At 62.0% G+C, this 14,802-nt stretch carries 12 protein-coding genes and 1 riboswitch; of the genes, 9 read left to right on the top strand and 3 right to left on the bottom strand.

What is annotated here, in order from left to right:
- Positions 1-44: 44 nt before the first annotated feature.
- Entirely contained in the window at positions 45-959 is a 915-nt protein-coding gene (locus NXC14_RS29245; protein ID WP_085781512.1) for a proline iminopeptidase-family hydrolase, read from the top strand.
- Positions 960-975: 16 nt separating this feature from the next.
- Here NXC14_RS29245 and NXC14_RS29240 read toward each other — a convergent pair whose 3' ends face one another.
- Complete coding sequence (locus NXC14_RS29240) at positions 976-1,890, bottom strand: acetamidase/formamidase family protein (protein ID WP_085781511.1); 915 nt, start codon at positions 1,888-1,890, stop codon at positions 976-978.
- 261 nt (positions 1,891-2,151) lie between these two features.
- Between NXC14_RS29240 and NXC14_RS29235 the strand changes: the two genes are divergently transcribed.
- On the top strand, positions 2,152-2,406 hold the full coding sequence (locus NXC14_RS29235; RefSeq protein ID WP_085781510.1) for a type II toxin-antitoxin system Phd/YefM family antitoxin: 255 nt from the start codon (positions 2,152-2,154) through the stop codon (positions 2,404-2,406).
- Positions 2,403-2,825: a type II toxin-antitoxin system VapC family toxin gene (locus tag NXC14_RS29230; RefSeq protein WP_085781509.1), complete on the top strand. Its 423-nt coding sequence runs from the start codon at positions 2,403-2,405 to the stop codon at positions 2,823-2,825. Before NXC14_RS29235 ends, NXC14_RS29230 begins: the two co-directional genes overlap by 4 nt.
- A 112-nt stretch (positions 2,826-2,937) precedes the next feature.
- Here the strand turns inward: NXC14_RS29230 and NXC14_RS29225 are convergent, their stop codons facing one another.
- Positions 2,938-6,411 carry an AAA family ATPase gene (locus tag NXC14_RS29225; RefSeq protein WP_085781508.1) on the bottom strand — a complete coding sequence of 1,158 codons (3,474 nt, stop codon included), beginning with the start codon at positions 6,409-6,411 and terminating at the stop codon, positions 2,938-2,940.
- Positions 6,411-7,679 (bottom strand): DNA repair exonuclease, encoded by a 1,269-nt coding sequence (locus NXC14_RS29220; RefSeq protein ID WP_085781507.1) that lies wholly within the window; start codon positions 7,677-7,679, stop codon positions 6,411-6,413. Before NXC14_RS29220 ends, NXC14_RS29225 begins: the two co-directional genes overlap by 1 nt.
- A 263-nt stretch (positions 7,680-7,942) precedes the next feature.
- Positions 7,943-8,074, top strand: a riboswitch (TPP riboswitch).
- A gap of 94 nt (positions 8,075-8,168) precedes the next feature.
- Between NXC14_RS29220 and thiC the strand changes: the two genes are divergently transcribed.
- The 6 genes from thiC to NXC14_RS29190 all read left to right on the top strand — a co-directional run bounded on the left by thiC (position 8,169) and on the right by NXC14_RS29190 (position 14,702).
- Positions 8,169-10,001 carry a phosphomethylpyrimidine synthase ThiC gene (thiC, locus tag NXC14_RS29215; RefSeq protein ID WP_085781506.1) on the top strand — a complete coding sequence of 611 codons (1,833 nt, stop codon included), beginning with the start codon at positions 8,169-8,171 and terminating at the stop codon, positions 9,999-10,001.
- 2 nt (positions 10,002-10,003) lie between these two features.
- A complete protein-coding gene (gene thiO, locus NXC14_RS29210) occupies positions 10,004-10,990 on the top strand; it encodes a glycine oxidase ThiO (protein WP_085781505.1) in 987 nt (328 codons plus the stop codon).
- On the top strand, positions 10,987-11,184 hold the full coding sequence (gene thiS, locus NXC14_RS29205) for a sulfur carrier protein ThiS (RefSeq protein ID WP_085781504.1): 198 nt from the start codon (positions 10,987-10,989) through the stop codon (positions 11,182-11,184). Before thiO ends, thiS begins: the two co-directional genes overlap by 4 nt.
- Position 11,185: 1 nt before the next feature.
- Positions 11,186-11,959, top strand: a complete 774-nt coding sequence (locus NXC14_RS29200) for a thiazole synthase (protein ID WP_085782045.1) — start codon at positions 11,186-11,188, stop codon at positions 11,957-11,959.
- Positions 11,956-12,591 (top strand): thiamine phosphate synthase, encoded by a 636-nt coding sequence (locus NXC14_RS29195; protein WP_085781503.1) that lies wholly within the window; start codon positions 11,956-11,958, stop codon positions 12,589-12,591. Before NXC14_RS29200 ends, NXC14_RS29195 begins: the two co-directional genes overlap by 4 nt.
- 275 nt (positions 12,592-12,866) lie before the next feature.
- Positions 12,867-14,702 (top strand): HAMP domain-containing methyl-accepting chemotaxis protein, encoded by a 1,836-nt coding sequence (locus tag NXC14_RS29190; protein WP_085781502.1) that lies wholly within the window; start codon positions 12,867-12,869, stop codon positions 14,700-14,702.
- Positions 14,703-14,802 lie beyond the last annotated feature (100 nt).

Genomic DNA, 14,802 nt, shown 5'->3' with positions numbered 1-14,802 from the left:
CCTTCGCCGCTGCCGCCGCGTTATGGTCTCCAGACTTCCGAGGAATGGAGATGTCGGTGGCCGAAGTCGCAACAAGTGAAGCCTATCTGCCCTTTCGCGATTATCGCACCTGGTACCGCGTCACCGGTTCGCTGAAAAGCGACAAGCTGCCTCTCGTCGTTGCGCATGGAGGCCCCGGCTGCACGCATGACTACGTCGATTCCTTCAAGGACATCGCCGCCCTCGACGGCCGCCCGGTCATCCACTACGACCAGCTCGGCAACGGCAATTCCACCCGCCTTCCGGACAAGGGCCCGGATTTCTGGACGGTCGGCCTCTTCCTCGAAGAGCTCGACGCGCTGCTTGCCCATCTCGGCATCCAGCATCGTTACGCCTTCCTCGGCCAATCCTGGGGTGGCATGCTCGGCGCCGAACATGCGGTGCGCCGGCCGCAAGGCCTGAAAGCCCTTGTCATCGCCAACTCGCCGGCCAACATGCACACCTGGGTTACCGAAGCCAATCGGCTGCGGCAGGAATTGCCGAAGGACGTACAGGACACGCTGCTGAAGCACGAACGGGCGGGAAGCCTTGCCGATCCGGACTATATTGCCGCCTCGCGCGTCTTCTATGATCGCCATGTCTGCCGCGTCGTGCCATGGCCGCCCGAAGTGGCGCGCACCTTCGCCATCATGGACGAAGACAATACCGTCTATCGCAACATGAACGGCCCGACGGAATTCCACGTCATTGGAACGATGAAGGATTGGACGATCGAAGACAGGCTCGACCGCATCGAAGCACCGACGCTGCTGATCTCGGGCAGATATGACGAGGCAACGCCCCTGGTCGTCAGGCCCTATCTCGATCGCGTCGCCGGCTGCGAGTGGGTGCTCTTCGAAAATTCCAGCCATATGCCGCATGTCGAGGAAAAGTCGCTTTGCATGACGACAGTTTCCCGCTTCCTGTCGCGGTACGACTGACGCATATGCCGGTCCGTCACGATCGGCGGACCAGCCATTTCTTGGCGACCCGGCAGGCCATCGTATAGGCCGGATCGAAGACGTTGCCGACATCGTAACGCACCACCTGACCCAGCAGATGGCTGGCCGCCGTCCTGTCGAGTCCGTAATCCGAGGCCAGCCAATTCAACATTTCGCTCGTCGCGTGCTGAAGCGCCTGATCGAGGGGCCGGGCATTGCCGATGGTGAAGATGTCTTCAGCGGTTTCTCCGCGTGGCCAGACCAGCCCGGCCTTCTTGTCCACCGTCAGCCGCACCGTGATTTCGAAAGTCGTCTCGACGCCGGTGCCGACGATCTCGCCATCTCCTTGCACGGCATGGCAGTCACCCAAAAAGAAAAGGGCGCCCGGCGCCGATACGGGCAATCGAACGGTCGTGCCCGGACCGAACAGGCGATAATCCATGTTGCCGCCATATTCGCCGCTGGTCGCCGTCGAGATTGCCTGGCCAAGGCTGGGCGCAACGCCGAAACAGCCGATCATCGGCGCAAGAGGCAGAACGAAATTATCGAGGCCGGAGACCGGCTCGGACAATCGGACCGTCAATGCTTCGCGGTCGATCGCCCAGATCGCCATATCGCGCGGCGGCAGCTCGCGAACCGTTTCGGGATCGATGACATTGGCCGCGACGATGCTGCGCGTAAAACCAGTGTCCCTCGTCGGGATCATGCTGATGATCTCGACCGTCAACGCATCTCCGGGCTCCGCGCCTTCCACGAAGATCGGGCCGTTCATCGGGTTGGGACCGGAAGCCCAGCGGATGCCGTCCTTGTCATAGCCGATGGCGTCGAGTGTCTCCGTGACGACGGTATCGCCGTCAGCGATGTGCAAGGCGGGCGGAAGAGAGCCGATGACATTGTGAAAGGTCGTCGGAATGAAGCGGTGAGTGGTCATGAGAATACGGCTCTCGCTTTTTCAAATCCATCAGCCCGCGGCTGGGTTGCGCGGCTGAGAGTCGGGACTAGATCAGAGATGATCTGGGAAGCCAATATCCCTGCATCGCTCGTGTGCCCCACATCGATTTGGCGATCGTCACCCGACGGCTCCCGCCGCGAAAAGGTGGGTTGCCCGATCCGCGCAAGAGCGTTATGGCCGATCTTGGCTTTCATTCTCCGGATGCTATATGTAGGTAAGTGCCTACATCGGAGGTGGACTATGAGCGTGACACATCTTTCCAGCCGCGAACTCAATCACGACGTGAGCAGGGCAAAGAAGGCGGCGCAAAATGGTCCGGTCATCATCACGGATCGTGGGAAGCCATCCCACGTGTTGATGACCTATGACGAATTCGAGCGGCTAACCGGCAAGCCTCGCAGTCTCGTCGATGCTCTCTCCATGCCGGGCCTGTCGAATATAGACTTCGACCTGCCTCGTGTTGAGATCGCCCCCCGAGGAGTCGATCTGTCTTGAAATATCTGCTGGATACCAATGTTGTTTCCGAACTACGCAAGGTCGGAGACGGCAAGGCCGATGCCAATGTGGTCGCATGGGCTGGAGCGCAAGATGCAACAGGCCTATGCATCTCCGCCATGACGATCCTGGAATTGGAACGTGGAATACTCGGCGTCCAGCGCCGTGTTGCAGCGCAGGGCGCTCGTCTGCGTGCGTGGCTGGAAAATCAGGTTCGGCCAGCATTTGCCGACCGTATCCTGCCGATCGACGATACGGTCGCGACGCGCTGCGCGCATCTGCATCTTCCAGACCGGCGCAATGAAGCCGATGCCTTGATTGCCGCGACTGCCCTTGTTCACGGCCTGACTGTCGTTACCCGCAATGTCCGGGGTTTCGAAGGCACGGGTATTATCGTGCTGGATCCGTGGCAAGATTGATTCCTGCCGAGACGCAGAGACAATGTTTCGGCCAGGGCTTCTCCTCACAACGAATGCCGCCAGTTCGACTCCCACCCAGAGCATTGGGGGCGCGGCGTTTCTTTGCGCCCTGTCACGGCAGTTGATGTATGGTCACGTTCGGAACAACGGCTCGAGCGATCTCGCAGAGGTGCCAATGGTGGGTAAGGTAGATAACCTGTCCGACCTTTGCCATTTCGCCGAGCAGGCGGAAAACCTCTTCGGAGCGAGGATTGTCGAAACTCTCCATGATGTCGTCGGCGACGAAGGGTACGGGTGGGCGAAACGCTGCGAATTCCTCGTAACCCGCCAGCCGCAGCGCGAGGTAGAGCTGGAACTGAGTGCCGGTCGACATCGCGTCCGCAAGCTTCGAACCACCGTCGCGCGACACGCCGATCAATATCTCCTTATCCCGGTCGGGCTGGGTTGTCAGGCCGGAATAATTGCCGCCGGTGATCAGGCGAAAGGCCTCCGATGCGCGGTTCATCATCGAACTGCGATGTTTTTCGCGATAGATATGCAGCGCCTGTTCGGCCGCGAGCGTGCCGGCGCGCAGCGTCAGGTGCCGCACGGCCAGTTCCTCGATTTCAAGGAAAATGGTTCGGCGCTTGGCCTCGATCCGGGCCACGGCGTCGTCTCCGCCGACGGCCTCGAGCTTCTGCCGCGCCAGCGACACGTCGGAATAGAGAAGCTTCGCACGCTCGGTGAGATCCTCGATCCGGGCACCAAGCTCGATGGCCTCGCGCTCGACCGCAGCGGCGTCGACACCGTCAAGGCGCCGTTCGGCTTCGGAAAAACTCGGAGCACGCAATGCCTCGGTGATCTGATGGCGTAAGGTTGCGGCCCGCTCCTCCAGCCGGTCCCGTTCTCGGGACTGGTTCAGGAATGCTTCGACCGTAGCAAGCGAGTCAGCGGCGAAATAGCCGGTCAATTCGCCCTTGCCGGCATTGTGAACGGCCAGTTCCTCCTCCAGCGCACGCCGTTTTTCCAATTGCTTGTCGAGATCCGCCTGCCGATCTGCCCGAAGCTGAGCCGCATGCCGCGCCGCCTCATGACGTTCCACAAGGGCGTTTGCAGAGGCGAGCATATCCGCCGGCGGCGGGCTGAGGTCGCAATCTCTGAGAAGACCGGCGATATGCTCGCGGAATTGCTGCTGGTCGCGCTCCATCGCGGCAACACGACTTGCGAGGTCATCCCTCTCCTTCAGGATGGAGGGCAGTGTAGCGAGCGCATTCAGCATTGCTCGGACGGCCGCCATAGAGCCGGCCTTGTCGGCAAACCAGGTTTGCGACAGTGCCTCCGCCCATTCCCGCTCCCAGGCCGCCATGGTGGCTTCCGCCTCCTGCCGGTCGCGCTGGCGCTCCCTGAGATCGTGGCTGAGATCGCCGACCGCCTTCTCATGCGCCTGCCGCGCCGCCCGCTCGGCTCTGCCGGCGGCGAGTATATCATTCGCAGCCTGCATCAGCTCGGCGACCGGTCGCTGGTCTGCGTCGTCAAGACCGGCTTCTGCAAGGCTCTCCGCAAGCGTTGCGGCATGCCTGTCCAGTTCGATGCGAAGCGCGTGCACCGTGTCTTCTGCGTGTTGCAGATCGTCCCAGGCGGCCAGCGCCGCGGCTCGCTTGGTGCTCCAAGTCTCGAGTGCGGCCACGCGCGCCGCGGCTTCAGCGTCATATTCGATGTTTTCAGGCAGCAGATCACCGATGCGCCCGGCAAGCGCATCGTGTTCGGCGCGCGCTTCGCCAAGCAGTTCCCTTTGCCGCTCGATCATTGCTGCCGTTGCCGCTTCCGCCTGGCGGAGTTGGCGCAGCTCGGCCAGTTCCTGCGCCCGCGACAGCCGGCCGGCGGATACCACGTCGTCCTGCCGCATCCGCTCCTCGAAAATCCGAGCCGTGGCGGCATTCAGGCTGGTGAGATGCGCCTGCCAGGCGGCATCGCGTTCATCGCGCAGCCGCGCGGCCTCGGTATCGTCGATAGAACCGCCGGCGACGAAGGCCGCGATCCGGGCTTTGGTCATCGCCAGTTCGGTGCCGAGATCGCGCAGCCTTCCCTCGTGATCGCCAATCCGCTTGTCGATAGCCGCCGCCCGGCCACGCCAGGCTTCGATCTGTCGAGGCTCTGCCGCGGTCGTCCGCCGCAGAGCGACGGCGTTGCCGCTCCAGGGTGCGAGCTGTTCAAACTGGTTCTCCTGCGTTCGTTTCGCCTGGACAAGTGTGCGTTCTTCCATGGTAAGCCGCACGAGGAGATCAGATCCCGCCAGCCGGCTCAGGGCGATCTCGATGTGGCCGAAACGTTCGGGATCCAGGACCCCAGCTCCATCTCGCGCGCCGCCCTCCCTGTCCAGCCTTTCGAGATTCTCCCGCGCTCGCAACAGTTCCCGATCAGCGGCTGCCAGTTTCGCCTCGACGCCGGAACGCCGTTCGATGAGGTCGCGGATGATGCCGATCAGCGAAGCGGGCAGCAGCAGGGCCTCGGGTTTCGCATGGCCCGGCTGTTCGAGATCGGCCAGCAGTCTGACCAGCTCACCCTCCTGTTCGGCCAGCGCCAGCCGGCGCTTCGGCAGGTCGCTCTCAGCCGCGAGATAGCGCGCTCGACCCTGATCCAGCAGGTCCATATGCGCGGCGACCGCCAGCGCCCTGTCGTCGATCGCGATCGCCTCGATCTCATCTGCAAGCTGGCGCAGCGTGCGGTCGGCGGTTTCGACTAGCGCCTGCAGCCGCGTCTCGTCGCGCGAAAGCTGGGGCAGGAGCGCGAACCATTCGGCCGGCGGCCGCGGCAGATCGCTCATGCCGGCTGCATCTGCATCCAGCCGCCGGAGCTCCAGGGCCGCGGGTAGGGCGCCGAGAAGGCGCGTCAGCTCCTGATGCCGGGTTTTGGCCTCGGCCAGTTCCCGCGTGGTTTTGCCATAGGCAGCGTCGGCCTGCTCATAAGTCGATTTCAGGGCCGAATAGGTGGAGGCAAGCGTGTCCATGGCATTGCGCTCGACCTTGAGCGCTTCGAGCGAGCGTTTGAGTTCCGCGAGCCTCGTGCTCGACGACCGCTTCTTGTAGATCGCGTTGGCTTCGTCGGCCGCGGTCACCAGCGAACGGCTGAGCCCTGCCAGACCCGAGCTTGCCGAGAACAGCAACTCGCCGAGTTCGCCCTTGCTTTGTATGATGGCGTTGCCGCCTTCCTTGAGCGACTGATCATCGAGCGAGAACATGGTGCGATAGGCCTCGCGACCGACGCCGCCAAGCGCGCCGGCCAGGAGCGCCTCGTTCACAGCTTGTCCCCGATCGTCGACAAGGCTGCCGGTCCGCAGCTTGAGCCGGGCGAGCTCGTATTCCGAACCACCAAATTCCAGCCGCGCACCGACCTTCATCGTATTATAGGCATGCAGGAAATTGTAGGTGCTGCGCTCACCAATGCCGTAGAGCAGATCAAGATAGGCGGCGAAGGTGGTCGACTTGCCCGCTTCGTTCAGGCCATAGACGATGTGCAAGTCCGGCGAACCTTGACGGGCCGCGCCGAAATCGATGGAGTGATCGGTGAACTTGCCATAGCGGGTGAGATCGAGGCGGCGCAGACGCATCAGCTGTCTCCCCGATCCACCGCCTTCATCCGGGCGGCGATGTCCTCGGCGCCATCGGCGAGAAGGCTGTCGATGAAGCGTTCAAAACCCGCCTCGTTCTGGCCGGCAAATGCCCGGCTTTCGGGCGGCAGGTCGGCAAGCAGGTCCCGGACCATCTCCCTGACATCGTCACGAAAACCGCCGCGGGCCATGACCTCGTCGCGCATCAGCGCGCCGAGTTCGACGACGGGATCGGCGGCGGACGCGTCTGCGGGGATCGAGGGCGCTTCGAAGGCGAGTTCCAGCTTCTCGATCCACGTGCGGCCGATCAGGTCGCTGCGCCGCTCGGCTTCCGTCTGCATGAGATCAACATCGCGCCGCAGCTGCCAGGAGAGCGGCGTGCGGCCGGAAAGCCTGAGACGTGCGACAAGATGCGGCGAAGCCGTGCGGTCGCGCTGCGCCATCAGGGCCGTCTCGACCATCATGGCCGCCTCACGCCAATCATCGACACCTGTGAGGTCGACATTGACGCGCTCGAACTGCGCGATGCTGGTGCGCCGCTCCTCGACCGTCACGGTCCGGTCGTCCGCCACGGTCACCAGCGACACGGTCTTGACGCCCGCTTCATTGATGTCGCGGCCCTGCGGCATGCCGGGCATGATGACCGTCGCCGTGCCGGGATACTGGCTGCGCTGGTGGAGATGCCCGAGCGCCCAGTAATCGAAACCAGAGGCATGCAGGTCGAGCACGTTGCAGGGCGCATAGACATCATGTCCGGCCGATCCGGCCAGGCTCGTATGCATGATGCCGATATTGACGGCATCCGCCACCGGCGGCTTGAACTTCGGCAGCAGCGGGTCCGGGGCTTGCGGTTTCGCAAAGCTCAGGCCGTGGATCGCGACCGACAAGCTGCCCTTCGTGGCCTCCACGATCTCGGCATGGCCGCCGAAGATCTTCACCGTATCAGGCATCACCAGTTCCCGAGCGATCTTCGACATGGCATCGTGATTGCCGCGGATCTTGAAGACGACAATGCCCGCCCGGTGCAGCCGCTCCAGCTGACTCGCCAGGAAGCGCGCCGTCTTCATCGACGTCTGCTCCCCGTCGTAGAGATCGCCGGCGATGACAAGCGCGTCGACCTGCTCCTCAAGGCAAAGATCGACGATCGCGACCAACGCCTGCCGGCTGGCGTCACTGACGAGATCGGCCAGCTCTGCGTTGCGAAGTGCGAGAGAGCGCAAGGGAGAGTCGAGATGGAGATCGGCAGTGTGGAAAAAACGATAGGCCATGAATACAAGAATGGTGTTGCGATAGAGTGATCCAGCAGGCGCCTGACAAATAAACGGACGTTATCGCCCGTCAGCAAAACATGAGACCATGCCACGAATATTCAGAGCATGGACGGCAGCGTCCTGGCGAGTGAAATGGGCCGGCGGAGCCGGCCCATCCACAATCAATACAGCTCTATCGGACTGGCCGCCGACTCAAAAGGTCCGGATGGGAACGCGTGAGCATTGGCTTGACATCAGGGCCGCAGCGGTCTTTGATGCCGAACATTCACCAGGGGTGTCCCGGCAAGGGGCTGAGATTCTGCTGAACAATACGGCTTTGCCTGTTGTGGCGCAGTGACCCGTTGAACCTGATCCAGTTCATACTGGCGTAGGGACGGTGCAGACGCTGCGGCTGTCGGGCGGATTTCGCTTTGTCGCATGAGGCGTCTTTCCATCATTCCAACACTGGAACTGGGTCTCCAAACGTCAAACCTTGGAGCCTCGCCCATGAATATCGTCGCACCCAAGCTTACTCCGGTCGTCACCACCGGCCCGCTTCCGGCCTCGACCAAGATCGCCAAGCCCGGAACGCTCTATCCTGATCTGCGCGTGCCGATGCGCGAAATCAGCCTTCACCCGACCTCCGGTGAACCGCCGGTCACGGTCTATGATTCCTCCGGTCCCTATACCGACCCGGCACATACGGTCTCGATCGACGCCGGGCTGCCGCGTCTGCGCGAGAACTGGATCAGAGCGCGCGGCGATGTCGAAGCCTATGTAGGCCGGGTGGTGAAGCCTGAAGATAATGGTTTTGCCGCAGGCGATCGGCTGACGCCGGAATTCCCTATTCGCAACACGCCGCTGAAGGCAAAAGCAGGCCGCGCCGTCACGCAACTCGCCTATGCGCGCGCCGGCATCGTCACGCCGGAAATGGAATTCATCGCCATCCGCGAAAACCTCGGCCGGCAGGCCGCGAAGGAGGCGCTCGCGCGCGACGGCGAGAGCTTTGGCGCTGATATTCCCGATTTCGTGACGCCCGAATTCGTGCGCCAGGAAATCGCAGCCGGCCGGGCAATCATTCCGGCCAACATCAACCACCCGGAATCCGAACCGATGATCATCGGCCGGAATTTCCTGGTGAAGATCAACGCCAATATCGGCAACTCGGCGGTCACCTCGTCGATGGCGGAAGAGGTGGAAAAGATGGTCTGGGCGATCCGCTGGGGCGCCGACACGGTTATGGACCTTTCCACCGGCCGCAACATTCACAACATCCGCGAATGGATCATTCGCAATTCGCCGGTTCCGATCGGAACGGTGCCTCTCTACCAGGCGCTTGAAAAGGTGAACGGCATTGCAGAGGATCTCACCTGGGAAGTCTATCGTGATACGCTGATCGAACAGGCCGAGCAGGGCGTCGATTATTTCACCATCCATGCGGGCGTGCGGCTTGCCTATATTCCGCTCACCGTCAATCGTGTCACCGGCATCGTCTCACGCGGCGGCTCGATCATGGCCAAGTGGTGTCTGCATCACCACAAGGAGAGCTTCCTCTACGAGCATTTCGAGGAAATCTGCGACATCTGCCGTGCCTATGACGTCTCCTTCTCGCTTGGAGACGGCCTTCGCCCGGGCTCGATCGCCGATGCCAATGACGCTGCGCAATTTGCCGAGCTCGAAACCCTCGGCGAACTGACCAAGATTGCCTGGGCCAGGGATTGCCAGGTGATGATCGAAGGCCCTGGCCACGTGCCGATGCACAAGATCAAGGAGAATATGGACAAGCAGCTCAAGGTCTGCGGCGAGGCTCCCTTCTATACGCTCGGACCGCTGACGACCGACATCGCACCGGGCTATGATCACATCACCTCCGGCATCGGAGCCGCGATGATCGGCTGGTTCGGCACGGCCATGCTCTGCTACGTCACGCCGAAGGAGCATCTGGGCCTGCCCGACCGCACCGACGTCAAGACCGGTGTCATCACCTACAAGATTGCCGCGCATGCCGCCGACCTCGCCAAGGGCCATCCGGCCGCCCGCATCCGTGACGATGCGCTGTCGCGGGCGCGGTTCGAATTCCGCTGGGAAGACCAGTTCAACCTCTCCCTCGACCCGGATACGGCGCGTTCCTTCCATGACGAGACCCTGCCGAAGGAGGCCCACAAGGTGGCGCATTTCTGTTCGATGTGCGGCCCGAAATTCTGTTCCATGCGCATTTCCCACGATATTCGCGCCGAGGCGCAGAAAGAAGGACTGGAAGCCATGGCCGCCAGGTATCGCGATGGCGGCGACCTCTACATGCCGGTCGCCGACGCTGCGAAAACGCTTGCCGGAGAATGACGATGCATGTTCTCGTCAAGGGGGCCGGCGTTGCCGGCCTCACCGTTGCCTGGCAGCTCCATCGGCACGGTTTCCGGGTCAGCGTCGCTGAGCAAGCCGAACAGGTCGGCGCCGGTGCTTCCGGCTTTGCCGGCGGCATGCTGGCTCCATGGTGCGAAAGGGAAAGCGCAGACGAGCCGGTCCTGGCGCTCGGCCGTCTTGCCGCCGATTGGTGGGAGGCAGCGCTGCCCGGCCATGTCAATCGCCGGGGGACGCTTGTGGTGGCGGCCGGGCGAGATGCCGGCGAACTCGACCGCTTTTGCCGCCGGACAAGCGGATGGGAATGGCTGGACGAGCCGGCGATCGCGACGCTTGAACCGGATCTCGCCGGCCGCTTCCGCAGGGCATTGTTCTTCCGGCAGGAAGCGCATCTCGATCCGCGGCAGGCGCTCTCCGGGCTTGCCGCCGGACTTGAGGAAGCTCGCATGCGCCTCACATTCGGCGTCAGGGGCGATGCCGACCTTGCCCGTTACGATCGCGTGATCGACTGCACCGGGGCTGCCCAGATCGGCCGTCTGCCCGGATTGCGCGGCGTTCGCGGAGAGATGCTTTGCGTCGAAACGAACGAGATCTCTCTCTCCCGTCCCGTTCGCCTGCTGCATCCGCGCCACCCGATCTATATCGTGCCGCGCCAGCGAAATCGCTTCATGATCGGGGCGACGATGATCGAAAGCAACGACATCGGCCCGATTACCGCGCGTTCGCTGATGGAGTTGCTGAATGCCGCCTATACCCTCAATCCTGCCTTCGGCGAGGCACGGGTTACGGAAACCGGGGCAGGCGTGCGCCCGGCTTATCCCGACAATCTGCCGCGGGTGACGCAGGAGGGGCGCACCTTCCATGTCAATGGCCTCTACCGTCATGGCTTTTTGCTGGCGCCGGCCATGGCAGGGGAGGTGGCGCGGCTTCTTCTTGGAAAAGACAAGCACTCGGAAAGGAAGGCATCATGACCTTCATCATCAATGGCGAGGAACAGGAGGTCGCGGCCGCGACGCTCGCGGATCTTCTTCTCGCTCTCGACTACGAAGGCGAATGGCTGGCGACCGCAGTGAACGGCGAGCTGGTGCACCGTGAGGACCGCGGCGATTTCAGACTCGGAGAACGCGACCGCATCGAAATTCTCTCCCCCATGCAAGGTGGCTGAGATGCTGAAACTTTATGATGTTGAAGTCCGCTCCCGACTGCTGCTCGGCACCGCCCGTTATCCGTCTCCAGCTATCCTTGCCGAGGCGGTCAAGCGCTCGAAGACCGAGATCGTCACCGTTTCGCTTCGCCGCGAAGCCATCGGCGGCAAAGCGGGCGGCGCCTTCTTCGACCTGATCCGCGAGCTTGGCGTGCATGTGCTGCCGAATACGGCCGGATGTCACAGCGTGCAGGAGGCCGTGCTGACGGCGAAGATGGCGCGCGACGTCTTCCGCACCGACTGGATCAAGCTCGAAGTTATCGGACATCACGATACGCTGCAGCCTGACGTCTTCGGCCTTGTCGAGGCGGCCCGCATCCTGACCGGCGAGGGCTTTCAGGTCTTCCCCTATACGACCGATGACCTTGTCGTCGCCGAAAGGCTGCTGGAAGCCGGCTGCCGCGTGCTGATGCCCTGGTGCGCGCCCATCGGTTCCGCTCAGGGGCCGCTGAACCCGATGGCGCTGCGAGCGTTCCGGGCGCACTTTCCGGATGTGCCGCTGATCATCGATGCCGGCATCGGCCGCCCGTCTCACGCCGCCACCGTAATGGAGTACGGTTATGATGCCGTCCTTCTCAACACCGCCGTTGCCGGCGCCGGAGATCCCGCCAGCATTGCCGAGGCGTTCGCGCTTGCAATCGATGCCGGCCGTCTGGCGCATGGCGCAATACCGCTGGAGCCACGCGACATCGCCGTCCCATCCACTCCCGTCATCGGCAAGGCAGTCTTCTCATGAAGCTAGACCCCTTCTATCTCATCGTCGACAACGCCGAATGGGTCGAGCGTCTCGTGCCGCTCGGCGTCAAACTCGTCCAGCTGCGCATCAAGGATTGCCCGGACTCCGTGCTTGGCGAGCAGATCCGGCGATCGAAGGCTGCCTGCGCGGCAGCGGCTTGCCAATTGGTCGTCAACGACTATTGGAAGCTGGCGATCGATGAAGGATGCGATTTCGTTCATCTCGGCCAGGAAGACCTGATGGCCGCCGACAGGAATGCCATTCGCCGCGCCGGCCTGAGGCTCGGCCTATCCACCCACGACGTATCGGAGCTGGAGACGGCGCTGGCCGCCGAGCCGGATTATGTTGCGCTCGGGCCGGTCTGGCCCACGATCCTCAAACAGATGAAATGGGCGCCGCAAGGCGTTGAACGTCTTTCCGACTGGCGCCAGCGTGTCGGCGCGATACCGCTCGTCGCCATCGGCGGGATCACCGCCGAACGCGCGCCGCTGGTATTGGAAAAAGGCGCCGACAGTGCTGCCGTGGTCACCGATATCACCCGCAACGCGGATCCCGAGGCCCGCACGCGACAGTGGCTGGCCGCGACCGCGCCGTGGCGGCGCGCGAATGAGGTATCACCGGTGACCTCTTGATACTGAAGCCGCAAAGCGCGTGGAGACGGAAGCGGATCGACGGCACAGTCAGGCACGAGGCCGTTGCCGGCCGAGCCTTTCGATCACACCTGAGTCGCCACTAACATACCCTTGATAGCAGCGAAGAGCACTTTGCTACGCTTCGTTTGTAAGCGACATAAATTATTCAAGCAGCGACGGCCGAACTATTTAAAGTTAATCCTAAATTAGCGACTCGCGCGAATTCTTCAGGTTATCTGAGCTGTATAGCCCGCCCTAGAGTACTGGAGAATTGTATGAAACGCCCCACCGTCAAACAGACCCTTATTGCCGTTTTGTCTGTTATCTGTGCCTTCCTGATTGTTCTATCGTATAATTCCCTCAGCACAATCTCGACACTGAATGACAGCGCTCAGCAGATTGGCGGCTTCTGGATGAAGCGGATGATCACTGCCAGAGATATCAAAGGCAACTTCTCTGATCTGAAGCTCGCCTATGCGCGCTACCTGTTGGAGGCGTCGCCGGAGAAGCGGGCCGCCGAGGCGAAGCTGATCGACGAGACGAAAGCCGCAGTCGAGCGGGCAATCCAAGAGTATGTGGCGGGCGTCCGGACGGAGAAAGGTCGCGAGCTGATCAATGACGTCAAGTCAGGGCTCAAGAAATATAGTGAGCTCGCCGGGCAAATGGTCCAACTGCAGGACAACGGCAAGACCGCCGAGGCAAGCAGTCTCTTTCGGCAGAACATGGAGGCACAATCTGATCTGGTGAGCCAGGAGATTGCGGACCTGGTGGCCTTCATTCTCGGACAGACCGAAACATATGTGACCACAAGCAATGCAACCGCGGGCAACGCGTTCACGACCACGGCATTGATTGCCACCCTTTCTATTCTGGTCACCTCTGCCGGAGCGCTCTTTGCCGTCTTCGGCATCGCCAATCCGATCCGCCGAATTGCCTCTGCCATGACGATCCTCTCCGACGGAGATCTGCAAAGCGAAATTCCCTACGCTGGGCGTGGCGACGAGATCGGGGCAATGGCAGGAGCAGTGGAGGTGTTTCGACAGAACGCCATCAATGTTCTTCGACTGGAGCAGGAAGCAACTGCATCGCGAAGCCAGTCGGAGGCGACGCGCGCTGCCGCACAGGAGCGCGCCGAACGGGAAGCACAGCAGTTGCGCTTTGCGACAACTACGCTTGGCGATGGATTGAGACGCCTTGCGGGCGGTGACGTTTCTTTCCAGTTGGCGGAGCCGTTCGCTCCGGAATACGAGGCGCTGCGTGGGGATTTCAATGCTTCGCTTCGACAACTCGGCACAACCATTGGTGCTGTACTGCAGACGGTGCACAGCATTGACAACGGAACATGCGAAATCGCGTCCGGTGCGCAAGATCTCTCCAAGCGGACCGAACAGCAGGCAGCTTCCCTGGAGGAAACTGCGGCAGCCCTCGATGAGATTACCGCCAATGTGACGACCGCCTCGAAGAGAACCGAGGAGGCTCGCACTGTCGCCCAGGTGGCTAATGTCAGTGCAGAACGTTCTGCTGCCGTTGTGTCTCACGCCGAACAGGCGATGCGGCGGATAGAGGAAAGCTCGGAGCGGATATCAAGCATCATCGGCGTCATTGACGACATTGCTTTCCAAACCAACCTCCTGGCGCTGAATGCTGGCGTCGAGGCAGCACGGGCCGGCGAAGCCGGCAAAGGTTTTGCGGTTGTTGCCCAGGAGGTTCGCGAGCTTGCCCAGCGCGCAGCGACGGCGGCGAAGGAAATCAAGGGCCTTATCCAAAAGTCCTCCGCCGAAGTCGGCACCGGCGTAAGACTGGTTCTCGAGACTGGCCAGTCGCTGAACGAAATCAGCGAGCAAGTGTCTCAAATCAATCAGTTGATGGACGCAATTGCTACGTCTGCGCGTGAACAGTCCACCGGACTTGCCGAAATCAATACGGCCGTCAATCAGATGGACCAGTCCACTCAGCAGAATGCCGCGATGGTCGAGCAATCCACCGCAGCGGCCGCTTCCTTGTCGGCAGAGGCGAGCAGACTGCGCGAACTGGTCAATCAGTTCACTCTCGACCGTCAACCCCCTCGGGCCGTTGAGCCTAGACACAACGTCCGCACCATGGCGGCGTGATCACGATCAGGTGCTTGTCCTGATGTAACCGGGTACGAGAACCAACAGCGCCTTGTTCTCTCCGCAGGCAACTCTTTAAGGGGTGGATCAAGAAGGGCGC

The organism is Rhizobium sp. NXC14 (genome assembly GCF_002117485.1).
GTDB lineage: Bacteria > Pseudomonadota > Alphaproteobacteria > Rhizobiales > Rhizobiaceae > Rhizobium.
The sequence above is the reverse complement of the archived record's forward strand: the minus strand, read 5'-3'. Positions and strand labels throughout refer to the sequence as shown.

Bases quoted from the DNA above. Each gene is read 5' to 3' on its own strand.
- NXC14_RS29245 (WP_085781512.1), top strand. From the start codon at position 45: ATGGAGATGTCGGTGGCCGAAGTCGCAACAAGTGAAGCCTATCTGCCC.
- NXC14_RS29240 (WP_085781511.1), bottom strand. From the start codon at position 1,890: ATGACCACTCACCGCTTCATTCCGACGACCTTTCACAATGTCATCGGC.
- NXC14_RS29235 (WP_085781510.1), top strand. From the start codon at position 2,152: ATGAGCGTGACACATCTTTCCAGCCGCGAACTCAATCACGACGTGAGC.
- NXC14_RS29225 (WP_085781508.1), bottom strand. From the start codon at position 6,411: ATGCGTCTGCGCCGCCTCGATCTCACCCGCTATGGCAAGTTCACCGAT.
- NXC14_RS29220 (WP_085781507.1), bottom strand. From the start codon at position 7,679: ATGGCCTATCGTTTTTTCCACACTGCCGATCTCCATCTCGACTCTCCC.
- thiC (WP_085781506.1), top strand. From the start codon at position 8,169: ATGAATATCGTCGCACCCAAGCTTACTCCGGTCGTCACCACCGGCCCG.
- thiO (WP_085781505.1), top strand. From the start codon at position 10,004: ATGCATGTTCTCGTCAAGGGGGCCGGCGTTGCCGGCCTCACCGTTGCC.
- thiS (WP_085781504.1), top strand. From the start codon at position 10,987: ATGACCTTCATCATCAATGGCGAGGAACAGGAGGTCGCGGCCGCGACG.
- NXC14_RS29200 (WP_085782045.1), top strand. From the start codon at position 11,186: ATGCTGAAACTTTATGATGTTGAAGTCCGCTCCCGACTGCTGCTCGGC.
- NXC14_RS29195 (WP_085781503.1), top strand. From the start codon at position 11,956: ATGAAGCTAGACCCCTTCTATCTCATCGTCGACAACGCCGAATGGGTC.
- NXC14_RS29190 (WP_085781502.1), top strand. From the start codon at position 12,867: ATGAAACGCCCCACCGTCAAACAGACCCTTATTGCCGTTTTGTCTGTT.